The organism is Lysobacter sp., from assembly GCA_013141175.1.
Taxonomy (GTDB): Bacteria; Pseudomonadota; Gammaproteobacteria; order Xanthomonadales; family Xanthomonadaceae; genus Lysobacter_I.
The window spans coordinates 3,418,870-3,442,869 of sequence record JABFRN010000001.1 but is presented as its reverse complement, the minus strand read 5'-3'; the positions used below and the strand labels follow the sequence as shown (position 1 = coordinate 3,442,869).

The 24,000-nt window shown below is 65.8% G+C and carries 18 protein-coding genes and 2 tRNA genes; 8 read left to right on the top strand and 12 right to left on the bottom strand.

Translation table 11 applies throughout. From position 1 onward, the window contains the following. Positions 1-31 precede the first annotated feature (31 nt). The 4 genes from HOP03_15155 to ispG all read right to left on the bottom strand — a co-directional run bounded on the left by HOP03_15155 (position 32) and on the right by ispG (position 6,087). Positions 32-316 carry a hypothetical protein gene (locus HOP03_15155; GenBank protein NOT89499.1) on the bottom strand — a complete coding sequence of 95 codons (285 nt, stop codon included), beginning with the start codon at positions 314-316 and terminating at the stop codon, positions 32-34. Between the two features lie 122 nt (positions 317-438). Further along, positions 439-3,933 carry a S8 family serine peptidase gene (locus tag HOP03_15150; protein NOT89498.1) on the bottom strand — a complete coding sequence of 1,165 codons (3,495 nt, stop codon included), beginning with the start codon at positions 3,931-3,933 and terminating at the stop codon, positions 439-441. A 188-nt stretch (positions 3,934-4,121) separates the two neighbouring features. Then, the gene (locus HOP03_15145) at positions 4,122-4,748 is read right to left on the bottom strand and encodes a phosphatase PAP2 family protein (protein ID NOT89497.1); all 627 of its coding nucleotides are present in this window, start codon (positions 4,746-4,748) and stop codon (positions 4,122-4,124) included. 58 nt (positions 4,749-4,806) lie between these two features. Continuing rightward, complete coding sequence (gene ispG, locus HOP03_15140; protein NOT89496.1) at positions 4,807-6,087, bottom strand: flavodoxin-dependent (E)-4-hydroxy-3-methylbut-2-enyl-diphosphate synthase; 1,281 nt, start codon at positions 6,085-6,087, stop codon at positions 4,807-4,809. A gap of 205 nt (positions 6,088-6,292) precedes the next feature. On the opposite strand from ispG, the gene HOP03_15135 reads away from it, so the two are divergent. Next, positions 6,293-7,642, top strand: a complete 1,350-nt coding sequence (locus tag HOP03_15135; GenBank protein ID NOT89495.1) for an exodeoxyribonuclease VII large subunit — start codon at positions 6,293-6,295, stop codon at positions 7,640-7,642. On the opposite strand, the gene HOP03_15130 is transcribed toward HOP03_15135, so the two are convergent. After that, entirely contained in the window at positions 7,639-8,151 is a 513-nt protein-coding gene (locus tag HOP03_15130) for a DUF1579 domain-containing protein (GenBank protein NOT89494.1), read from the bottom strand. The genes HOP03_15135 and HOP03_15130 overlap by 4 nt on opposite strands. A 222-nt stretch (positions 8,152-8,373) precedes the next feature. On the opposite strand from HOP03_15130, the gene HOP03_15125 reads away from it, so the two are divergent. The 7 genes from HOP03_15125 to HOP03_15095 all read left to right on the top strand — a co-directional run bounded on the left by HOP03_15125 (position 8,374) and on the right by HOP03_15095 (position 17,486). Beyond that, entirely contained in the window at positions 8,374-10,887 is a 2,514-nt protein-coding gene (locus HOP03_15125; protein NOT89493.1) for a TonB-dependent receptor, read from the top strand. A 202-nt stretch (positions 10,888-11,089) separates the two neighbouring features. Then, positions 11,090-12,949 (top strand): VWA domain-containing protein, encoded by a 1,860-nt coding sequence (locus tag HOP03_15120; protein ID NOT89492.1) that lies wholly within the window; start codon positions 11,090-11,092, stop codon positions 12,947-12,949. Positions 12,950-13,110: 161 nt separating this feature from the next. Then, positions 13,111-13,668, top strand: a complete 558-nt coding sequence (locus HOP03_15115) for an RNA polymerase sigma factor (protein ID NOT89491.1) — start codon at positions 13,111-13,113, stop codon at positions 13,666-13,668. Continuing rightward, positions 13,665-14,759 (top strand): hypothetical protein, encoded by a 1,095-nt coding sequence (locus HOP03_15110; GenBank protein ID NOT89490.1) that lies wholly within the window; start codon positions 13,665-13,667, stop codon positions 14,757-14,759. The genes HOP03_15115 and HOP03_15110 overlap by 4 nt, the downstream gene beginning before the upstream one ends. Before the next feature lies 1 nt (position 14,760). Beyond that, positions 14,761-15,351 carry a YigZ family protein gene (locus HOP03_15105; GenBank protein NOT89489.1) on the top strand — a complete coding sequence of 197 codons (591 nt, stop codon included), beginning with the start codon at positions 14,761-14,763 and terminating at the stop codon, positions 15,349-15,351. Positions 15,352-15,421: 70 nt separating this feature from the next. Next, a complete protein-coding gene (locus HOP03_15100; protein NOT89488.1) occupies positions 15,422-17,188 on the top strand; it encodes an ATP-binding cassette domain-containing protein in 1,767 nt (588 codons plus the stop codon). Positions 17,189-17,276: 88 nt separating this feature from the next. Further along, positions 17,277-17,486, top strand: coding sequence for an MbtH family NRPS accessory protein (locus HOP03_15095; GenBank protein NOT89487.1), 210 nt, complete (start codon positions 17,277-17,279; stop codon positions 17,484-17,486). A 71-nt stretch (positions 17,487-17,557) separates the two neighbouring features. Here the strand turns inward: HOP03_15095 and HOP03_15090 are convergent. The 7 genes from HOP03_15090 to radA form a co-directional block, all read right to left on the bottom strand. Next, positions 17,558-17,634 (bottom strand) — tRNA-Arg (locus HOP03_15090). Between the two features lie 122 nt (positions 17,635-17,756). Next, positions 17,757-17,849: transfer RNA gene (locus HOP03_15085), tRNA-Ser, on the bottom strand. 38 nt (positions 17,850-17,887) lie between these two features. Beyond that, a complete protein-coding gene (gene csrA / locus HOP03_15080; GenBank protein ID NOT89486.1) occupies positions 17,888-18,091 on the bottom strand; it encodes a carbon storage regulator CsrA in 204 nt (67 codons plus the stop codon). Between the two features lie 141 nt (positions 18,092-18,232). Next, positions 18,233-20,890, bottom strand: a complete 2,658-nt coding sequence (gene alaS, locus HOP03_15075) for an alanine--tRNA ligase (protein ID NOT89485.1) — start codon at positions 20,888-20,890, stop codon at positions 18,233-18,235. Positions 20,891-21,133: 243 nt separating this feature from the next. Then, entirely contained in the window at positions 21,134-21,655 is a 522-nt protein-coding gene (locus tag HOP03_15070; protein NOT89484.1) for a regulatory protein RecX, read from the bottom strand. A gap of 34 nt (positions 21,656-21,689) precedes the next feature. Next, the gene (locus tag HOP03_15065; protein NOT89483.1) at positions 21,690-22,532 is read right to left on the bottom strand and encodes a DUF1444 family protein; all 843 of its coding nucleotides are present in this window, start codon (positions 22,530-22,532) and stop codon (positions 21,690-21,692) included. Positions 22,533-22,564: 32 nt separating this feature from the next. Then, on the bottom strand, positions 22,565-23,971 hold the full coding sequence (radA, locus tag HOP03_15060) for a DNA repair protein RadA (protein ID NOT89482.1): 1,407 nt from the start codon (positions 23,969-23,971) through the stop codon (positions 22,565-22,567). Between the last annotated feature and the right edge of the window lie 29 nt (positions 23,972-24,000).

The window sequence follows — 24,000 nt, the reverse complement described above, 5'->3', positions numbered from 1 at the left end:
TGTTTGAACCCGACCCGATCGGTACGGCGGATCAACCCGACAGCGGCAGGCTGTTCGCGAACATCGTCGCTTCCTGCGATTTGACCATTTCACGCAGTTGCTGGTGCGCCAACGCCTTGTTCGTCCAGAGCGCGCGGTAGGTCGGCTGCAACACCGGGATCTGGCTGTTCGGATGAAAAGACGCCAGCGCGCTGTCGTAATAGACGATGGCGCCACGCGCGTTGCCCGCCAGCAGACAGTCGTTGCCGCGTTCGAGTCGTTCGCGCAGGAAGTCGAGGAGATCGGCATGCGCGCCGGCCGGATCGATAGGACACATGGGGTGGTCTCGGGTGCGCCCAAAGCGGGTGCTCAGCGGCTTGAACGTTGAAAGAGAGTGATACCGGTCACAAAAAAGGGCCCGGATCGCTCCGGGCCCTCGATCGACGCTGACGCTTGACCTTACGGCGTCACGGTCAACGACAGCGGAACCGCCAACACCGGGGTCGCCGGGTCGTTGCTCTGCACACAGACATTGCCCAGATAGCCGCCGGCAGCCAAGCCGGTGCTGTTGATCGCGGTCAACGCCGTACGGCTGGTCCCGCGCGCCAAGGTACCGGTCGTCGCATAGGTGCCGCTGATCCACGGGGCACCGCAGGGCAGCAAGGCGTTGACGCGCATCGACAGGCCGGTCGTGGCGTTCGCAGCCCAGGCACCGGTGCCGGTGGTCGAGACCGAGATCGTCGCGATGCCGCTCGTGCCGCTGACCTGGGTCGTGATGAACCAGTGCCAGCGATTGGCGAAGGTGCTGTTGGCATTCACCACCAGCCAATAGCGGCCCGGTGGCAGCGTCACGTTCTGGCCCGCAGCGGTGAGGTTGAGCAGGATGTTGTCGCCGTTCGCGTCCGAAATGGTGGTCACGCCCGCCGACGTCGCGCCTGCGGTGTAGGTCCACACGGCCGCAGCCGGCGCCGAACGCGGATTACCCGCCGGCAAACCGCCGGCATCCGGATAGAGGCTCCAGGTCAGCGTCGGGGAGACCGTCGAGAGCGGCGGCGCCACCAGCGTGAAGCCTTCCACGAACAGCGACGTGATCTGCGTCGACTGCGTCAGCACGAAATCGTCGGCCGAGAACTGGGCCTGGTTTCCGGCGGTCGCGGGATCGGTGTAGCTGGTACTGCGGAAGCCGCTGCCGGTGACGGTGCCGGTCGTGTTGACCAGCGTCCCCGGAGCCGAACCGCTGTTGATGAAGGTGTAGTTCAGGGTCGAACCACCGGTATTGCCGATCGTGAAGGACGCCGACCCTGCGGAATTGGTCGACAGCGAGGACGACAGGCTGGCCGGCATCGAGATCACCGGCGGCTGTACCGACAGGCCCACCGGCAAACGCAGCACCGGCGCGGTGCCCGTCGCCGGAGTCAGCACGACGGTACCGAAGCTGGTGGCACCGTTGGCCGGCAGGCTGTAGCCATAGATCGTGAACTTCACGGTCAGCGAACCGTTGCCGGGCACGGTGATGATCGGCGTGACCGAACCGCTGACGCCCACCAGTTGCACCCGCCAAGTGGTCGCGGTCGCACCGGTATTGCGGAAGGTGCGGTTGAACACGCAGGTCGGATAGCAGCTGCGGTTGAACAGGTTCGCCTGGTTCAGCGTGGTCGGGTCGCCGCCGATGGCGGGATTGGCCGCGGTGTAATTGGCGGTGGTTTCATTGAGCACCAGACCGGCGTTGATCGCCCTGTCGACCTGGATGCGACCGCTACCGCGCGCGAACGGGTTGGCGGGGGTGACCTGGTTTTCCAGCAACACGGTCTGGGCGGCGGTCATGGCCAGCGCGGATTTGATCTCCGGCGGTGTCCAGGTCGGCCGCGCCTGACGAACCAGCATCGCAGCGCCGGCATGGTGCGGCGATGCCATCGAGGTGCCGCTGATCAGACCGATCGACTGCTCGAAGCCGGTCACCGCCGTGGTGCCCGAAGTCGTGGCCAGGATCTGCACGCCCGGCGCGGTCATGTCGGGCTTCAGCAGGTTGTAGGTGCCGGCCGGACCCCGCGAACTGAATGATGCCAGCGCGTCCGGCGTATTCGGAACGGGCAGCGGCGGGAACGTGATCTGCGCGGTCGCGGTGGCCGGATTGGTCTGGCCGAAAGTGGCCAGCGCATCGCCTTCCGTCTGGGTGACGCTGAAGACCGGGATGGTCGTGCCGGGCACCGACGGAAGAATCACGCCTGCCGCGTTGTTGGCGATGATCACGCCGATGGCGCCGGCAGCCGAGGCGTTGTTGACCTTGATGGTGAAGCTGCAGGTACCGCGACGGATGACCGCGAGCGCACCGGCGAAGGTGTTGGCCGGGTATGCGGCGCAGCCGTCGGATGTGCCGCCGATGCCCGAGCTGATCCGCAGCGGGGTGGTGCCGGGGATCGTGGCGGACAGCAGCACGCCGCCGCTGCCTTCATTGATCAGCACCGGCGCCAGATTGGCCGGCACGGGGGCCGGACCGGTGACCATCAACGCATAGGAGAAGCCGTTGCGGCCGGTCTGCGACGCAGCGGTCGAGCCCACCCACGGTTCGTTGTGGTCCAGCGTATTCGCACCGGGACCGGCGTTGCCGGCAGCGGCTGCGACGTAGATACCGGCGTCGGTGGCATTCAGGAACGCCAGCGAAATCGATTCGCTCCACGGGTTGGCACCGCCGCTGATGGAGTAGTTGAGGGTGTCGACGATACCGTCGGCGACCGCCTGGTTCACCGCCGCGACCGCCGACGAGTTCGGGCAGAGTCCCTGGCCGGTCGAGGTGTTGGTGTAGCAGACGTCGTAGGCGATGACGTTGGCGTGAGGCGCAACGCCGGAAATCCGCAGGTTGTTGCCGCTGAAGACCACGTCGCGGGTATTGCCGGCCGCAGTCGACGCGGTGTGGCTGCCGTGGCCATTGGTGTCTCCGAAACCCGGTTCTTCGCGGACGTTGGTACCGCCGCAAAGATTGGCAGGCAAACCGCAGACGAAATCGTAGCCGCCGATCAGCTTGTCGTTGCAACGCCCGGCATCCACGCCACCGACATCGCAGGAACCCAGATAGTTGCCGGCGCCGAGCGGATTGTTGTGGACGTAGCCGTCGGCCGGGCCGACGCCCGCGAACGAGGGGCTGCCGAAGTTGATGCCGGAATCGATCACGCCGAACACGACGTTTTCGCCATTGAACGGACCCGGTGCGCCGGGATTGGTACCGGCCCAGACCGGGCCCGCGCCGATCAACTGCGGGCCAAGGTCGGTATTGAGCGGGATTTCGCGATATTCCTCGACCAGCCTGACGTCGGGCATGCCACGGACGGCGCTGGCTTCGCTTTCGGCGAGATCGACGATCATGCCGTTGAGGGCGTGCTGCATCGTGAGTCGCGGGGTGACGTCGCGTCCGGCCATCGTCGACATGCGCGCTTCCATCTGCTGCTGGCGCGCCTCGAGATAACCGACGTATTCCTGCGCGTTGTCGCCTTGCGCATTGAGTCGCAGCGTACCCTGCTTGTCGCGACGGCGTTCGGGGGCACCGATGCCGGGAATGGTGCCCTTGTAGCTGGCCAACGCGGCTTCCTTGAAGACCACGATGTAGGTACCACGGCCTTGGCGAACGTCGGAGGCGGCGCCTGCCGCGGCGTTGACGCCACTGCTGCCCACGCTGTCGGCGGCAGGACCCGCCGGGACGCTCGTGGCGTTGGACGCGGAGAGACCCGCGTCGTCGGTGACGACCGGAGCGCCCGGTCCATTCGTTGTGTATTGATAGGCAGCCGCAGCTGCCGCAGCGATCAGCACGGATACACCGGCCGCGACGCCCCACTTGTTGATGCGTGACATAACTGTCCCCCGGACAAATTCGGTAAGCGAAGGTTGGATTCGAAACCCCTGAGTCAATCCATGTACCCCGTGGGGCACAGCAGCCGTCTTCGGCAAGAAGAGGCGCCCCATTCGAAACGCCCCTGGGGCGGTCGAAGCCCCGATTGTATAGGCATCATGAGCACCGATCCGACATGCCGGTGATAGACATTCTCAATTCTGCTTTCTTCCCGTCGATTTTGCGGTGCACAAATAACCGGACGTCATGAAAGCGTCATCACACCGACCTTCGGCGTCCGTTCGGCGTCCCGGGCCGGCGCTCAGGCGGGATGCCAGGGGCGGATGCCATTGCGATACACCAGCACGTAGACCGACACCGTCCAGACCGATGCCGCCGCCCAACCGGCGAGGATGTCGGACGGGTAATGCACGCCCAGGTACACCCGTGAAAACGCCACCATGCCCGCGAAACCCGCGACCATCACCGCAACCGGCCAGCGCCAAGAGGTGTGCCAGGCCAACAGCAGCAGCACCCACGCGATCGTGGCGGAGCCCATCGCGTGGCCGCTGGGAAAGCTGAAAGTGGTTTCCGGCGCGATCGACTCCCACAGGCTCGGACGGTCGCGCGCGAAAATCTGTTTGGTCGACAGATTCAGCAACGCCGAACCGATGATCGCGATGCCGGCGAACAGACCGTCGCGCATCCGCCGACGCCACGCCAGCAGTACAAGCAGTGCGATATCGAAAGGCACGACGCCCCACTGGTAGCCCACCGCCGAAAAGAATACGCACACGCGGTCGAGGCCATCGCCGGTCAACGCATGCGCGAAGCGCAGGATCGGTTCGTCGAAGACGAACGGCTCACGCTCGCGGACTTCGTCGGCAAGCTCGGCGAAGCCCCACAGCGGCAACAGCAGGCCGACGAACAGCAGCGCCAGCCGCAGCATCCGGCGGCGCAGGAAATCCACGCCGAAGCGCAGCTGCCCGCGCAGCGTCGCGGTCACTTCAGCCGGCGTGCGCGTCACGCCCGAACTTGCGTTCGACGTAGCCGTCGATGAGGCCGAGGAATTCCTGCGCGATATTGTCGCCGCGCAGGGTCACGCTCTTCTCGCCATCGACGAACACCGGCGCCGCCGGCGCCTCGCCGGTGCCGGGCAGCGAAATACCGATGTTCGCGTGACGCGATTCGCCCGGGCCGTTGACCACGCAACCCATCACCGCAAGGGTGAGATTCTCCGCGCCCGGATGGCTGATCTTCCACTCCGGCATCTTCGCGCGCACATGCTCCTGCACCACTTTCGCCAGCTCCTGGAAAAACTCCGACGTGGTGCGACCGCAGCCCGGACAGGCGGTGACCATCGGCGTGAACGCGCGCAGGCCCATGGTCTGCAGCAGCTCCTGCGCGACGATCACCTCCTGCGTGCGCGACGCGCCGGGATCGGGCGTGAGCGAAATGCGGATGGTGTCGCCGATGCCTTCCTGCATCAGCACCGCCAGCGCCGCGCTGGACGCAACGATGCCCTTGCTGCCGATGCCGGCTTCGGTAAGACCGAGATGCAATGCGAAATCCGAACGCGCGGCCATATCGCGATAGACCGCGATCAGTTCCTGCACGCCGCTGACTTTCGCGCTGAGGATGATGCGTTCGCGCGCCAGTCCGATCTCCACCGCGCGCTCCGCCGAATCCAATGCCGAGCGGATCAGCGCTTCGCGCAGCACGCGCCCGGCGTCCCACGGCGTGGCGCGCTGTGCGTTCTCGTCCATCAACCGCGTGGCCAGCGATTGATCCAGCGAACCCCAATTCGCACCGATCCGCACCGGTTTGTCGTAGCGGATCGCGAATTCGATCAATTGCGCGAACTGGGTATCGCGCTTCTTGCCGAAACCGACGTTGCCGGGATTGATCCGGTATTTCGCCAGCGCCTCGGCGCAGGCCGGCTCGGCGGTCAGCAACTGGTGCCCGTTGTAGTGGAAGTCGCCGATGATCGGCACCGTGATGCCCATCATCGCCAGCTTCTCGACGATGCGCGGCACGGCGGCGGCGGATTCGGCATTGTTCACCGTGACCCGCACCAGTTCCGAGCCCGCACGCCACAGTTCGGCGACCTGTCTGGTCGTTCCGGCGATATCGGCGGTATCGGTATTGGTCATCGACTGCACCACCACCGGCGCATCCCCGCCGACGGCGATGCCGCCGACGTGGACCTGGCGGGTGCTGCGACGCGATGCGGGGCCGAAGATCGGCGCTGCGGCTTCGGATTGGCAGGGCAAGGGCTGTGCGGACATGGGTGCATTCTACTTGGTCAGCGAAGACCGCTATTGCTCCTCCCCTTGCGCGCAGCGCAGGGGGAGGTTGGGAGGGGGTTGAGCAAAGCCCCCTCTCCGCCCCCCTCGGTCTGAAGGCCGAAGGGAGTGAGAAAACCAGTGGCTGCGCTTTCGCCCGGGCCACAGGGTCGCCTACGGAAACGACCGTCTCCCGTATCCTGTGCCGATGCCCGCCTTCCCCCCCAGCGACGACCGCAAGGCCCTGACCCCGAGTCAGCTGAACGCCCTCGCCCGCAATCTGCTCGAAGACGCCTTCCCGCTGATCTGGGTCGAAGGCGAATTGGGCAACCTGTCGCGCCCGTCATCCGGGCATCTGTATTTCACCCTGAAGGACGAACGCGCCCAGGTGCGCTGCGCGCTGTTCAAGCCGAAAAGCCAGTGGCTGAAATTCACCCCGCGCGAAGGTCTGCGCGTGCTCGCGCGCGGCCGTTTGACGCTGTACGAAGCGCGCGGCGACTACCAGCTGATCCTCGACACGATGGAGGATGCCGGCGAAGGCGCGCTGCGACGCGCCTATGAACAGTTGAAGGCGAAGCTGCAGGCGGAAGGCCTGTTCGATCAGGCGCGCAAACGCGAACTGCCCGCGCATGTGCGCCGGCTCGGCATCCTCACCTCGCCCAGCGGCGCGGCGGTGCGCGATGTGCTCAGCGTGCTGCGCCGGAGATTCCCGCTGGTGGATGTCGAGATCCTGCCGGTCCCGGTGCAGGGCGACACCGCAGCCGCGCAGATCGTGCGCATGCTGCAGGCTGCCGGCCGCAGCGGTCGCTACGACGCATTGCTGATCACCCGCGGCGGTGGTTCTCTGGAAGATCTCTGGGCCTTCAACGATGAAGCGCTGGCCCGCGCGATCGCCGCTTCGCCGGTGCCGGTGGTGTCGGCGGTGGGGCATGAAGTCGATATCAGCCTCGCCGATTTCGCCGCAGATCTGCGCGCGCCCACGCCCTCGGTCGCCGCCGAACTGCTGGTGCCCGATCGCGCCGATCTCACCGCGCATCTGCGCGCGCAGATGCGACGCCTGCATGCGGTCCACGAACGCCTGCTGCGCAGTGCCGCACAGCGCACCGATCGCGCGGCCCTGCGCCTGCAGGCATTGCGCCCACAGGCGCGACTGGATGCGTTGCGCCGCCGTCAGGAAGATGCCTTGCGACGATTGCACGCATCCTGGACGCTTGTGGATCAGCGTCGTCGCGCGCAGCTGCGGCACGCCGCAGCGGTGCTGCACGCATCGCGCCCGCAGCGGCGGCTCTCGCTGCTGCGCGATCGTCTGCAATCGCTGGCGCCACGCCCCCAGGCCGCGACCGTACGCGCGCTGCAGAGGCATGCACTGCATCTGCACGGGTTGGCGCGTTCGCTGGAAACGGTCAGCCCATTGGCGACGGTTGCGCGCGGTTACGCGATATTGCAACGCAACGACGGCCGCATCGTTCGTAGCGTGCATGATGTGCAGAACGGCGAAAAACTCGACGCACGGCTGCGCGATGGACCATTGAGACTACGCGTCGAAAAAGACGATTAGCGTTTGCGCACGTACTCCACTTCGACCGCCCGGGTCTCTTCGCCATCGGGCGAAATGTTGGTCATGGTGATGAGGAGGCCGTCGTCGTCGCTCTGTTCGATCTCGGTGCGCCAACGCCAACGCGGGCCGGGCGGTGTCTGGCCGTCGCCGTAACTGCCCAGCACCGCGAAATGCGCGGGGTCGGCATCGCCCGAGGTGTGCGAGAACACGATCGAGCTGCCGCTGTGGAAGCTGTCGACCCAGGCGCATTCCCAGCGCTTCTCGTCGATGTGATAGCCGTACAGCGCGATACCGGCGTAGCTGCGGCCATCGAATTCCCAGCTGTACTCATGCAACAGGAACCGCCCGCCGAGCACCATCCGCACGGTGCCGCGCTGGCTGGATTCCGCCGCGAGCATGTCGCGTTCGAACCACAGCCGGTAGACACCCTCCCAGTCCCCGGCCATCCGCGCAAGCCGCTGGTGCGGGCTTCCCCGGGCCGAGGACGGATCGGATTCGGTCGTTCCCATGGACAGCCCCTTCTGCCGGAAAGCGTTCAGCCTACGCTAGCGGTCGAGCATCACAAGCGTCGACGACACGAAGTTCGCGTTCTGTGCCGGCTCGACCGGTCCATACGCTAAAAAAATGTTATCAATGCCGCCGAATCGCCACGCCCTCACCGGCCTGGCCGGCGCTAGAGGGGAGCGTCGTCACAGGCGTTCCGCCCACTACCCGAAGGATCAGGAGGTCCCATGTCTTACTCGATGTCCACCCGCCGCCGCCCAATCGCGCCCGCAATCACCGCACTCGCGCTGGCCCTGAGCGTCGCCTTGCCCGCCCTCGCCCAGGACGCGCCGGCCGAGGAACAGACCGCACAACAGGCCGGCGATCTCGACACCATCCAGGTGCTCGGCAGCCGTGCCAGGAACCGCACCGCCGCCGAAACCGCCGCGCCGGTCGACATCATCGACAGCCAGCAACTGGAGAGGACCGGCGCACGCGAACTCGGTCAACTGCTGCAGATGCTGGAACCGAGCTTCAACTTCTCGCGCACCACCATTTCCGACGGCACCGACATCCTCCGCCCGGCCACGCTGCGCGCGCTGGGTCCGGATCAGGTGCTGGTGCTGGTCAACGGCAAGCGCCGCCATCAGCAGGCGCTGGTCAACGTGCAGCAGACCATCGCGCGCGGCTCCGCGGGCACCGACATCAACGCCATCCCGGTGACCGCGATCGATCGCGTCGAAGTGCTGCGCGACGGTGCGGCGGCACAGTACGGCTCCGATGCCATCGCCGGTGTCATCAACGTCGTGCTGAAGAAGCAGACCAAGGAAACCCAACTGTTCTTCGAAGCCGGCCAGACCCGCGAGGGCGATGGCGAAGTGCTGCACGGCGGCCTGAACACCGGGTTCGAACTCGGCGACAACGGCTTCATCAATCTCAGCGTGGAATACCGCGATCGCGGCGAAACCAACCGCGCCGGCCCCGACACTTTGCGGGTCAACCCGCCGCGCGTGACGCAGCGCATCGGCGACGCCGACTCCACCGATGCATATCTGTGGCTCAACGGCGGCATCGGCATCGGCCTCGGCGCCGGCGAGCTGTACTGGTTCGGTGGACTCTCGCGGCGCGAAGGCGATTCCTCCGGTTTCTTCCGCAGCGCAGGCGATGGCCGCACCGTGCCGGCGCTGTACCCGAACGGTTTCCTGCCGAACATCATCACCACCGTCGACGACGGCTCGCTGGCGGTCGGCTATCGCGCCCCACTGAACGACACGTGGGACTGGGACGTCTCCATCAATCATGGCCGCAGCCGGTTCGGCTTCCACGAACGCAACTCGGTGAACGTGAGCTGGTGGTACGAACCGCTCGGCGCCGGCATCCATGGCGCATCGCCCACGTCCGCAGACACCGGCACGCTGAAGTTCGACCAGACCACGGTCAATCTCGACGTGCGCGGCAGTCTGGATTTCGGCAGCAGCGAACCTCTGAGCCTCGCGGTCGGCGGCGAATACCGACGCGAGAACTACGCGATCGAAGCCGGCGACCCGGTGTCCTACACCTACGGCCGCACCAACAATCCTGCGATCGTGATCCTGGACCAGAACGGTGGGTTCGCCGCACCCGGCATCCAGGGCTTCCCGGGCTTCTCGCCGAACGAGGAAGTCGATGACGGCCGCCACAACTACGCGCTCTACGCCGATGCCGAAACCCGCTTCGGCGGCAAGTTCCTGGTCGGCGGCGCGGTGCGTTTCGAGGACTACTCCGACTTCGGCAACACCACCACCGGCAAGCTGTCGCTGCGCTACGACTTCACCGACACCTTCGCGCTGCGCGGCACCGTCTCCACCGGTTTCCGCGCGCCCGGCGTGCAGCAGTTGTTCTACAGCCAGCGCTCGACCAACATCGACCCTGCGACCGGCCTGCTCGCCGACACGCTCACCGCCCGCCAGAACAGCGCGGTCACCCGCGCCTTCGGCATCGATCCGCTGAAGGAAGAGGAATCGAAGAGCGGCAGCATCGGTTTCACCTGGCGTCCCAGCGAACATTTCAGCCTGACCGCCGATGTGTTCCGCATCGACATCGACGACCGCATCATCTTCTCCAGCAACATCGCACCGGAAACCGTCGGCACCAACGGCCTGCCGTGCACACCGACGAACACCAACTGCCCGATCCGCGCGATCCTGGCGCCGTTCGGCGTCGCCCAGGCGCAGTTCTTCACCAATGCCATCGACACCGAAACCACCGGCCTCGATATCGTCGGCGAGTTCAGCACCGAGGCGGCCGGCGGCACGCTCGACCTCACCGCGCTGCTGCACTGGAACAAGACCGAAGTCACCGCGCGCCGCTCGCAGTCGGCGATCCTCTCGCCGCAGCAGTTGTTCGACGACAGTCAGGTCACGTTGATCGAAGAAGGCCAGCCGGGCGCGCATCACGTCCTGCAGGGCGTGTGGACGCGCGGCGACTGGGACTGGACGCTGCGTGCGAACTACTACGGCGCAGTCGCGGGCGAAGGCTTCACGCCCGGCTTCAAGCAGACCTGGGATGGCGCGACCCTGTTCGATGCCGCGCTGGGCTGGAACGTCAGCGACAAGCTGCGGATCAGCATCGGCGGCAACAACATCTTCGACACCTATCCCGACAAGTGGGATGCGGTCAACGCGTTCCCGTTCCCGCAGCTCGGCTTCACTTATGGCTGGGAAACCCTGCCCTTCGGTATCAATGGCACGTATTTCTACGGCAAGGTGGATTACCGGTTCTGATCGCGGATCCATCGCGATGAATCGGCAGAGATGAATCGGCGGAGATGAATCGGCGGAGATGATTCATCGGAGATGACTCGACGGAGCGGTCGGCGAAGGCTGTCCGCTCCGTTTTGCGTTCCGCCAACCCCATTCGACGGCATGGGGCGTTTGCAGGTCTGCCCACTCACGGAGACCCGCCATGCACCGTTCCGCCGCCCAGATGCCCCGCCATGTCCTCGCCGCCGCCGTGCTCTGCGCGCTCGCGCTGGCGGGCTGCCAACGCAGTGCCACCCTCGCCGACAAGCGCGATGATGCCCGGGTCGGCAGCCAACAAGACCGATCGGCGCCCGCTGCCGACGAAGAGACACTGGATTCCGTTGCGACCACCGGCAGCGAAGCGCGCCGAGTGCGTCAGGAAGCCCCGAAAACAGGCCCCAGGGCCGATGCTGCCGCTAAACCCGCTGGCGGCCTTCAGGAAGTCGACAAGATCGCGGTCACCGGTTCACGCATAGCGCGCCTGCAGGAGCGCAAAGCCGCCAACGGCATCGTCGCCGACGGTTACGCCTCCGCGCCGCCTCCGCCTTCACCCCTGATGATGATCGCGCCGGCCGAGCCGATGCCCGAGCTCGCCAACACCGAACACTACGACGATCGCGACGACAACCCGGTGCGTCGCGCAAGCGATGAGCCGGTGTCCACCTTTTCGATCGATGTCGACACCGGCAGCTACGCCAACGTCCGCAGCATGCTGCGCCAGGGCATGCGTCCCCCGGCCGACTCGGTGCGCGCGGAAGAGATGATCAACTACTTCGACTACGGCCATCCCGCACCGACCGCGCTCGGCACACCGTTCCGCGTCACCACCGAAATCGCGGCAGCGCCATGGAACGGCAAGCGCCAGTTGCTGATGATCGGCATCAAGGGCTACGACGTGCCCAAGGCGCAGTTGCCGCCTGCGAATCTGGTATTCCTGGTCGATACCTCCGGCTCGATGAGCGACGAGAACAAACTGCCGCTGCTCAAGAAATCCTTCGCCCAACTGGTCGAACAGCTGCGCCCGCAGGATCGCGTGTCGATGGTGGTCTACGCCGGCTCGGCCGGCCTGGTGCTGGAACCCACGCCCGGCGATCAGAAAGAAAAAATCCTCGCTGCGCTGGACAACCTGGGTGCCGGCGGCAGCACCAACGGCGGCGCCGGCATCCAGTTGGCGTATGCGATGGCGAAGCAGGCCTACATGAAGCACGGCGTGAATCGGGTGATCCTCGCCACCGACGGCGATTTCAACGTCGGCACCACCGATCAGAAAGCGCTTGAAACACTGGCCGGCGACCAGCGCAAGCACGGCATCGCGCTGACCACGCTGGGCTTCGGTCGCGGCAACTACAACGACGCGATGGCCGAGCGCCTGGCCGATGTCGGCGACGGCAACCACGCTTACATCGATACGCTGCAGGAAGCGCGCAAAGTGCTGGTGCAGGAAATGCAGTCGACGCTGTTGACCATCGCCAAGGACGTGAAGATCCAGATCGAGTTCAATCCGGCGCGGGTCGCGGAATACCGCCTGATCGGCTACGAGAACCGTGCGCTGCGCAATGAGGACTTCGCCAACGACAAGGTCGATGCCGGCGACATCGGTGCCGGCCATGAAGTCACCGCACTCTACGAACTGACCCTCGTCGGCTCCGGCGCCGAGCGCCTGTCCGCGCTGCGCTACGGCGACAAGAAACAGTCCACGGAAGGCACGGTCGCAGGCGAACTCGCGCATCTGCGCCTGCGCTACAAGCGTCCGGGCGAAGACAACAGCCGCCTGATCGAAACGCCGATCCTGCCGGTGCACGAACCGCGCCGCTACGCCCCCAGCGCGTCGATGCGCTTCGCCTCCGCGGTCGCGGCCTACGCCGATGCGCTGCGCGGCGGTACGCACCTGGAGCAGTGGAAATGGGAGGACATCGCCAAGGCCGCGCGTCAGGCCACCGGCAGCGACCCGTGGCACGAGCGCGCCGAGTTCATCGAACTGGTGGACAGCGCACGTCGGATCACCGCAGGCGATACGCCGCAGATCGGGATGATCGCCGACTGACCCGCACCCGACGGCGGCCGTAAGGCCGTCGTCGCCCGGACACGGTCCACGCCGTCATGCCTACCTTCACCGCCATTGCCACCACCGTCGCCCGTCGCTCGCGCACCCCGCGATATGCGACAGGCTTCACGCAGCGGGCCGCAACCCGTAACCTTCACGCCATGAACGATGTGGCAGAGGTCAGCGACGAAAGCCTCATGCTCGCCTACGCGGCGGGCGATGCGGCTGCGTTCGAGCGCCTCTACCAGCGCCATCGCAGCAAGCTCTACCGGTTTCTGGCCCGGCAACTGCACGGCAACGGAGCACTGGCCGACGAATTCTTCCAGGACGTGTGGCAGCGCGTGATCACCGCGCGGCAGAGCTGGAAGCCCGACGCGGCGTTTTCGACCTGGCTGTACCGGATCGCGCACAACCGCCTCGCCGACCATTGGCGGGCACTGCAGCACCGGCCGCCGACGCCCGACGATGCCGACGAGCGCACCGAGCGGATGCCCGACCACGACACCCCCGAACGGCAGTTGTCTGAATTCGAGGAACGGCGGAGATTGCAGTTGGCGCTGGATGAATTGCCGGACGAACAACGCGAGGTGATCCTGCTGCGTCTGGAACAGGACCTGAGTCTGGAGGAAATCGGCGAAATGACCGGCGTCGGCCGGGAAACCGTGAAGTCGCGTTTGCGCTATGCGATGGACAAACTACGCCAGAGATTGAACGCATGAACCGCCCGAGCGAACCCCTGACCGCGGAAGAACGCGACCTCGCCCAGCGCCTCGCGCGTCTGGGTGGCCGGCGCGAGCCTGCGCCTGCGCTCGATGCGATCATCCTGGCGGCGGCCCGCGCAGCGGTGTCCGAACCCGCCGCAGCCACGACCGCGCCTCCCGGGGAAGCGACGCCCGCCGACCCCAAAGTCACACCGCTGCGCCCACGCAAACCCACGCCGCGCTGGCCGCTGGGCATGGGTCTGGCCGCATCGCTGGTGCTCGCCGCCGGGATCGGCTGGCGTCTGCAGGGCGATGGCGACGGCAGCTCGAAGGATTTCAGTGCTTCATCCGTTCCGGCAGCCGTCTTCCACGAAGAAGCCACCGAAGCGGTGATCCTGGAACCGCCGATGGAGCGCACCCCACCACCGCCACCACCGCCGTTGGGCGGTGCTGCGGATGCGGCCGTGCGTCGCGCCGATGTGGCACAGGCACCCATGGCAAAGGCTGCGCCTGCACCTTCCGAGCACGATTTCGTCGCGGACGCGCCGATGGCGGAATCGGTCGTATCGACGGAAGCTCCGGCCGCTTCGCCGCCATCTGCGGGCACCAGCGCCAACGCGGTCGCGGCCGATGACGCCCTCGACAAGGTCAGCGTGACCGGTTCCCGCGTTGCCGCCGAGCGCGCTGTCGGTGCCGCCGAATACACGCGCACACCGCTCAACGACCGCCGCGAACAGGCGCTCTCGGAATCGGAGACCAAATCGACGGCCAATCGCGCCGCCGCTGCGGCACGACCTGCTGCGGTCGCCTCACCACCACCGCCCGCACCGACCCGGCAGAGCGAGCGGGCGCGCGGCTACGTCGACAACACCGCAGGCGATGCGGAGGCGCGGAAAGTGCGCGACCTCGACGCCTACGATGCCAGCCCACCGGTGACGGCCGATTCGCCGGAATTCCGCCAAGCGTGGCTGAAGCGGATACGCGACCATATCGCCAAAGGCGAGCAGGAGGCGGCGCGGAACAGCCTGCAGGAATTCCGTCGGCGCTATCCCGATATCGAGTTGCCTGAAGATCTGCGGAAACTGGCGGCGACCCTGCCCGCGCCGTGAAATGACCCTGTGGACGCTGGCCGCGCCGGCCTCGCACCTGCTCGAAGTCAAACACAGCCGGTTTCTTGCACAGGCCGTGACGATCGATTCCGCCGACGCCGCGCAAGCCGTCCTGGCGCCGTTGTGCGACCCCGCCGCGACCCACAACTGCTGGGCCTGGCGGGTGGGCGCGCAGTACCGCTCCAGCGACGACGGCGAACCCGCAGGCACGGCCGGCAGGCCGATCCTCGCCGCCATCGACGGCCAAAGCTGCGATCAGGTGCTGGTCGTGGTCACACGCTGGTTCGGCGGGATCAAACTCGGCGCCGGCGGTCTGGTGCGTGCCTACGGCGGCTCGGCGGCGGAAAGCCTGCGTCGCGCCGAAAAACGCCCGCTGATCGTGTTCGCCGAACTCGAATTCGCCTGCCCGTTCGCGAACCTCGGCGATGCCCACGCAGCGCTCAACGCCGCCGAGGCATCCAAAATCGACGAACGTTTCGATGCCGACGGCGTCAATCTGCGGGTCCGGCTGCCCGCGGATCGCGTCGACGACTTGAAAACACGCCTTCGCGACACCACCCGTGACCGGGTGCGGTTCGCAACGCAGGATTGAACGCGGGGTCCCCAGCGACGCGCGGACGAGCGCGTGGTGCCGATGCATCCCCTCTCCCGACGAACGAACCATGAGCAACCCAGACCCGATCGATTCCAAAGCCCCCATCGGCAGCCTGCGCGCGATCTGGCCCTTCATACGGCGGCATCGCGTTCTGTTCATGGCCTGGTTGCTTGCGCTGACCGTGTCCTCGGCCACATCGTTGAGCTTTCCGCTCGCGATCAAGACCATGATCGACGAAGGCTTCCGCAGCGGCAGCGGCAGCGACATCGATCACGCATTCCTGCTGTTGTTCGGAGTCGCGCTGGTCCTGGCGCTGAGCACCGCGGCGCGTTTCTTCTTCATCTCGCTGCTGGGCGAGCGCGTGGTCGCCGACCTGCGCGAACGGCTGTATGCGCACCTGATCGGGCTCGACGCCGGCTTCCACGAGCGCAACCGCAGCGGTGAACTGGTGTCGCGACTGACCGCCGATGTCGAGCTCATCCGCAGCGTGGTCGGCAGCAGCATGTCCGTGGCGCTGCGCAGCAGCATCACCGTGATCGGCTCGCTGGTCATGCTGTTCGTGACCAGCCCGCGGCTGGCGTCCTGGGCGTTGATCGGCATCCCGCTGGCGGTATTGCCGATGGTGATCGGCGGGCGCTGGATGCAGGGCATCTCGCGCAACAGCCAGGACCGCATCGCCGATGCCAATGCGCTGGCCACCGAGACGCTCGGCGCGGTGCGCACGGTGCAGGCGCACGCGCGCGAAATCTACGAACGCGGGCGCTTCGACATCGCAGTGCAGATCGCGGTACGCACCGCGACGAGGCGGATCAGCGCACAGGCCGTGATGACCGCTGCCGCGATCATGCTCTTCTTCGGCGCGATCACGCTGGTGTTGTGGTCCGGCGCGCACGACGTGATCGCGCACCGCATGACCGCCGGCACCCTGATCCAGTTCGTGCTGTATGCGCTGTTCGCGGGCGGATCGGTGGCGGCATTGGCCGAAGTCTGGAACGAACTGCAGCGCGCCGCCGGCGGCATGGGCCGCATCGGCGAACTCATGCAGGAAACCGCCGGGATCGTCGCACCCGCGCATCCAAAATCCCTGCCGAAACCGCTGCGCGGCGAGGTGCGGCTGGACCACGTGGCTTTCCACTATCCGATGCGCCCGGAACTGCCCGCGCTCGAGGATTTCGACCTGCTCGTGAAACCGGGTGAGACGGTCGCGCTGGTCGGGCCCTCCGGCGCCGGCAAGAGCACCGTGTTCTCGCTGCTGCTGCGCTTTCACGATCCGCAGAGCGGGCGCATCGCCATCGACGACATCGATGTGCGCGACTGCGACCCGGTCGAGTTGCGCGAACGCATCGCGCTGGTGCCGCAGCAGCCGACGCTGTTCGCGACCAGCGCGCGTGACAACATCCGCTATGGTCGATTGGAAGCGAGCGACGCCGAAGTCGAAACCGCCGCGCGTTCGGCCGAAGCGCACGAATTCCTGAGCGTACTGCCGAAAGGCTACGACGAGGAACTCGGCGAACGCGGCGTGCGGCTGTCGGGCGGGCAACAACAGCGCATCGCGATCGCACGCGCGCTGTTGAAGGATGCGCCGATCCTGCTGCTGGACGAAGCGACTTCCGCGCTCGATGCGCAGAGCGAACGCGCGGTGCAGCACGCGCTGGAAAACCTGATGCGCGGGCGCACGACGCTGGTGATCGCGCACCGCCTCGCCACCATCCTCAAGGCCGACCGCATCGTAGTGATGGACAAGGGCCGGATCGTGGCCGAAGGCACGCACGAAGAACTGCTGGCACAGGGCGGACTGTACGCGGAACTCGCGAAATTGCAGTTCCTCGATTGAAAGTCCGATTCACGGGCGTAGGATGCGAATCGTCGCCCCGAACCAGAGCGGCACAACCGACGATCGCTATACGGAGATCGAGATTGCCATGGACACCGAAGACACCCGCATTTACCGCGTCGTGATCAATCACGAAGAGCAGTATTCGATCTGGCCTGCGGATCGCGAATTGCCGCTCGGCTGGAACGATGCAGGCTTCAGCGGCGACAAGGCCGCTTGCCTGCGGCACATCGAAGATGTCTGGACCGACATGCGTCCGCTGTCGCTGCGCAAGCGGATGGAAGGAAACGCCCCCTGAAACAGCGGCAGCGAAGCGGCAATGCGCAACAATGAAAAAGCCGGCAACGAGTGCCGGCTTTTTCATGCAGATGGTGCGCCCGGAGAGATTCGAACTCCCGACCCCCAAGTTCGTAGCCTGGTGCTCTATCCAACTGAGCTACGGGCGCGTTGTGAAGAAGCGGGATTGTGCCAATCCTGATCGGTTTGGTCAATCCTGCGCTGGCGTCGATCATCCATCCTGACGTTCTGCGTACCGCTTCAAGAATCAGCGGCATGAAGCGCGAAAAAATGGCGGAGAGTGAGGGATTCGAACCCTCGATGGAGCTTTTGACCCCATACTCCCTTAGCAGGGGAGCCCCTTCGGCCTCTCGGGCAACTCTCCGTCGACGCGACGATGCGCGTGATGAAAAGGATACTGGCTCAGTCGCCCTGCGGCAAACCCGAATTCGGATTGTGGCCTTCGCCGCGCTGGATTCGCTGGTAGATTTCTTCGCGGTGCACGGCGACGTCTTTAGGCGCCGTGATTCCGATACGCACCTGGTTGCCCTTCACTCCAAGGACCGTCACGGTGACCTCGTCACCGATCATCAGAGTTTCGCCAACCCGGCGAGTCAAGATAAGCATTGCATGTCTCCAATGGCCGACGTCCCCCTCGTCGGCACCCTGTCGTTGTTCCGCGACTGAATCAATCGGGGGTGGAACCTGCGTCGCGAACGCAATGGATAAGAATAACCGGAGTAATACAGAAACGGGAAGCGCCGAAGGTCATGCCCCGGGTCGCAAGCGCCCGCCCACCCATTCCTGAATGCCTTCCAGTGCGATACGCAAGTTGGGGCCATCTTCTCCGCCCCCTTGGGCCATATCGGGCCGGCCACCGCCTTTGCCCCCGATCTGACCGGCCACGTGCGCCAACAGTTCTCCGGCCTTGATCGACCCCAGAGCTGCGCCGCTCACACCCGCAATGAGCGCTACTTTACCATCCGCAGCTCCGGCCAGCAGTACGACTGCGTCTCGAAGTTGCTGTTTCAGGTTGTCGACGGCATCACGCAACGCCTTCGCGTCCAGGCCTTCGACACGGGCGGCGAGCACCCGGATCCCGCCGATGTCGACCGCCGAGGCCGCCAGATCGGCCACCGCAGCATTGGCAGCTTTGGCTTTCAGGCCTTCCAACTCGCGTTCCAGCTTTTTCTGGCGATCGAGCAGCGCGCGCAGTTTGTCGCCGATCTCGGCCGGATTGCCGCCCAGCAGATCGGCCGCTTCATCGAGTCGGCGCTCCTCCGCAGCGATGTAATCCAGAGCGCCCTGCCCGGTCACGGCCTCGATCCGGCGCACGCCGGCCTGGATGCCGCCTTCGGAAACGATCTTGAACACGCCGATGTCGCCGGTACGCCCCACGTGGGTGCCGCCGCACAGCTCGGTGGAGGTGTCGCCCATGCGCAGGACACGGACGTTTTCGCCGTATTTCTCGCCGAACAGCGCCATCGCGCCGAAATCCAGCGCCTCCTGCATGCCCATGTGACGCACTTCGGCCTCGCTGTTGGCGCGGATCTCGACATTGACCAGACGCTCGATCTCGGCCAGCTCCGCAGCGCTCATCGCCTGGAAATGCGCGAAATCGAAGCGCAGGCGATCCGGCGCCACCAGCGAGCCCTTCTGGGTCACATGGGTGCCCAGAACGCTGCGCAGCGCCGCATGCAGCAGATGGGTGGCGCTGTGGTTGAGGATGATGGCGCTGCGGCGGGTGGCATCGACCGAAGCGCTCAGGCGATCGCCGCGCTTCAGAGTACCGGCGTTCAACGTACCGACATGGCCGAAGAATTGGCCGGCGAGTTTCTGGGTGTCCGAAACCGCGAAATCAGAGCCCTCGCCCAGCAAATGGCCGATATCGCCGAGCTGGCCGCCGGATTCGGCGTAGAACGGGGTGCGGTCGAGGATCACGATGGCGTTGTCGCCCGCGTGGATCTGCTCGGCCGGCTTTCCATCCTTGAGGATCGCGCCCACCTCCAATCCATCGGCTTCGAGATCGTCGTAGCCGAGGAATCCCGTGGGCTGCAGTTGCGAAATCAGTTCCGCCGGCAACGCGACACCGCCACCGAACTTGCCGGCCGCGCGCGCACGCTCACGCTGTTCTTCCATCAGCCGTTCGTAATCGGCCATCACGCTCGGCGGCAGTTCGCCGCCTTTTTCGCGCAGGATGTCAGCGATCAGATCGGGCGGGCAGCCATAAGTGTCATGCAACTGGAACAGTTGCTCGCCATCGATGCCGCCGTTGTTCTGCGCGAGATAGCCTTCGAGACGGACCATGCCCGCATCAAGGGTCTGCGCGAATGCCGCTTCTTCGGCCTTGAGAGCGCGTTCGATCAGCGCGCGCTTCTCGATCAGCTCCGGATAGGCTTCACCCATCACGTCGATCAGCGGCAGCACCATGCGCCAGAAGTTGCCTTCGGCGCTGAGCGCACCGAGCTTCCACAAATGGCGAATCGCTCGGCGGATGATCCGGCGCAGCACATAGCCGCGACCTTCGTTGGACGGCAACACCCCGTCGACGATCAGGAAGCTGCAGGCGCGGGTGTGATCGGCGATCACGCGCAGCGATTTGTGTTCGAGATCGGCGGTGCTGGTGATCGCGGCGGCGGCCTTGACCAGATGCTGGAACAGATCGATTTCGTAGTTGCTGTGCACGTGCTGCAACACGGCGGCGATGCGCTCCAGGCCCATGCCGGTGTCCACGCACGGCGCCGGCAGCGGTAGCAGGGTGCCGTCGGGCTGACGGTCGAACTGCATGAACACATTGTTCCAAATCTCGATGTAACGGTCACCGTCTTCGTCGGGCGATCCGGGCGGCCCGCCTGCAATATGCGCGCCGTGGTCGTAGAAGATCTCGGTGCAGGGGCCGCAGGGGCCGGTGTCGGCCATCTGCCAGAAATTGTCGGAGGCGTACGCCGCGCCCTTGTTGTCGCCGATACGGATGATCCGGTCGGCCGGCAGGCCGATCTCGTTGTGCCAGATGTCGAAGGCTTCGTCGTCGGTGTGATAGATCGTGACCAGCAGCTTCTCTTTCGGCAGGCCCCACACGCCGGTCAGCAGTTCCCATGCGTAGGCGATGGCGTCGCGCTTGAAGTAGTCGCCGAAGCTGAAATTGCCGAGCATTTCGAAAAACGTGTGGTGACGCGCGGTGTAGCCGACCTGATCGAGATCGTTGTGCTTGCCGCCGGCGCGCACGCAGCGCTGGCTGGACACGGCGCGGGTGTAGCTGCGCTTCTCGGCGCCGAGGAACACGTCCTTGAACTGGACCATACCGGCATTGGTGAACAGCAGGGTCGGGTCGTTGCCCGGCACCAGCGGGCTGGACGGCACCACGGTGTGGCCCTTCGAGCGGAAGAATTCGAGGAAGTCTTGACGGATGTCAGCAGTGGTTTTCATGGTATCGGCGGTGTGACGGGCGCAGTCCGCGCGCCGCAAGCACGGCAATGTGCCGACGCGGAATCGAGCGAACAACCCAAGATCTTCTAGATTAACAGGCGGAGGGCGACTGGGCGGCGCTCGACGACGGGAAAACACAAGATCCGTCATCCCGAGCGCAGCGAGGGATCTGTTTTTCGACAAGCGAAACATGAACAACGAAAAGCAGGTCCCTCGCTGCGCTCGGGATGACAATTGGCGGGCTCAATCATCATCGTCCAGCCGCACCGCCGCGCGGACCTGATCCCCGCTGAAACCTCGGCGCAGCAGGAAATCGGCGGCCTTGCGCTGGATCGCACGGTCGTCGAGCCGTCCGGGAAACCGGCGGCGGGCCAGATCGCGGGCGTTTTCGGTCCAGTCGCCATCGTAGGCGTCCATTGCCGCGACGACGATGTCGCGATCCAGACCATGGGTACCCAGCTCGGCACGGATCCGCAGCGGGCCATGGCCGTTGCTGGCACGACTGCGGACCAGCAGTTCGGCGAAGCGGGCATCGTCCTGCCAGCCTTCGGCGGTCATCCGTGCCACGGCAGCCTTGGCGTCGTCCACCTCCACACCGCGTGCGGTCAGCTTGCGCGTCAGTTCCTTGCGCGAATGTTCGCGGCGGACCAGCAGTCCCAGCGCGCGCTGCGCGGGCGTGAGTTCCGGACGGCGTCGCTTGCCGGGCGTGACCGCTGGGGCAGCGGACGCATCGTCATCGTCAGACGGCGGTTCGATCTCGTGCATGACCCGATTTTAAGCGCGATTCCAGCGACCGCTGTCAGAACGGCAGCCAGTGGCCGTCGCGCAACACGAACAGGCGACCGGTCAGCGCATAGGTCGCTTCGGCGCGCATCTTCGATGCCAGTTGCTTGAGTTGCGCGACCGCGTCGGCGTTGGCGGAGTCGGCGAAGAGCAGCAGATCACGAGCGGGCACGGCGGCGACCGGTTCGCCGCGCAGTTTTTCGCGCTCGCGCTCCCACAGGTCCGCGAACAGCAGCAGGGAAGCTTCGTAATTGCCGTCGGCGGTGATCATGTTGACCAGATCGCCACGATGGACTTCGATGCCCGGCAGCAAACCACGCAGGTTGCGCACGGCAAGCGCGCGCAGGTCTTCGCGCGGCACATCCAGCCGTTCCAATTCATCCGGATTGAGATAGGCGATATTGCTGGGCGTATCGATGGCATAGACCACCACCAGATCGTCGTTGAGATCTTCGTAGACCTTGTCCTGCCCTTCCGTGCCGTGCATCTGCCGCATCGACTGGCGGATCTCCTCCAGCCAGCCGCGATCCTTGACGATCGGGATGATCGCGTCGCGACTGCGTTCCAGACCTGCCGCGGCTTCGGCGAAAGAGCGCACGAACCGGTCGATCAGATCGCTGCGATTGCGCGCGGATTCGCCCTGGTACATCTGATAGGCGTTGTTGAGGAAGGCGCGATTGCCGCCGTCCTCGCTCATGTCGATCGCAAGCTCCAGCTCGCCTACGACCCGCACATCGAGTCGCGGAGCGGCTGCACGCACGCGGCGCGCGACTTCTTCGGTGAAGTCGGCGGGATTCATCCGTGGTTCGGCAGCGCCTCCACCGAACAACGAACGGACTGCAGCGAAGAAACCTGTCATCGGCGACGCTCCGGAGTCAGTGGAAAACGCGATCAGTCTGCGGCGGCGCTCAACGCGTCCGCAAGTCGCTCGACCGCGACCACCTCCATGCCTTTGTAGGAACCGGCTTTCGGTGCGTTGGCTTTGGACACGATGGCGCGTTTGAACCCGTGGGTGGCGGCTTCTTTCAGCCGCTCTTCGCCGTTCGGCACCGGGCGGATTTCGCCCGACAGCCCGACCTCGCCGAACGCGATGGTCTTGTCCGCCAACGGCCGGTCGCGCAGCGACGACAGCACCGCCAGCAGTACCGGCAGATCGGCGGCGGTTTCCTGCACGCGGATGCCGCCGACCACGTTCACGAACACATCCTGGTCGCCGATCATGATCCCGCCGTGGCGATGCAGCACCGCCAGCAGCATCGCGAGGCGGTTCTGTTCTAGACCGACCGCGACCCGGCGCGGGTTGGACAGCGGGGAGGAATCCACCAGCGCCTGCACTTCCACCATCAGCGGGCGCGTGCCCTCGCGGGTGACCATCACGCAGCTGCCCGGCTGCGGCGTGCTGCCGCCGGAGAGGAAGATCGCCGAAGGGTTCGGTACTTCGCGCAGGCCTTTGTCGCCCATCGCGAACACGCCCAGCTCATTCACCGCGCCGAAGCGGTTCTTGAACGCGCGCAGCACCCGGAACCGGCTGCCGCTGTCGCCCTCGAAATACAGCACCGCATCGACCATGTGTTCGAGCACGCGCGGGCCGGCAATGCCGCCCTCTTTGGTGACGTGGCCGACGAGGAAGATCGCGGTGCCGGTTTCCTTCGCATAACGCACGAGTCGTGCGGCGCTCTCGCGCACCTGGCTGACCGAGCCCGGCGCGGCGGTCAGCGATTCGGTCCAGAGCGTCTGCACCGAATCGGCGACCAACAGCTTCGGCCGCATCTGCGAGGCCTGTTCGAGAATGCGCTCGACGCCGGTTTCGGCCAGCGCGCTCAGGCCATCCAGCGGCAGCCCGAGCCGGGAGGCACGCCCGGCGACCTGCGCCAGCGATTCCTCGCCGGTGACATACAGCGCGGGCAACCGCCCGGCCATGCCCGCCAGCGCCTGCAGCAACAGTGTGGATTTGCCGATGCCCGGATCGCCGCCGATCAGGATCACCGCGCCCTCGACCAGCCCGCCGCCAAGCACACGGTCGAACTCGCCGATGCCGGTGCTGGTGCGCGCATCCTCGTGATGCAGCACGTCCTTCAGCGGCGTCACCTTGGGCGGATCGACCTTGCCGGCCCAACTGCTGCGACGCGCGGCCGGCGAAGCTGCCGACGCTGCGGATTCCAATACGATCTGGGTGAGCGTATTCCACGCCCCGCATTCGCCGCACTGCCCCTGCCACTTGCCGGACTCGGCCCCGCAGTCGCCGCAGACGAAGGCAGTGCGGGCTTTACCTGCGTTTTTCGAAGCGGGTTTGCTCATGGGAACAGAGATGCGTCGGAAGCCAGTGG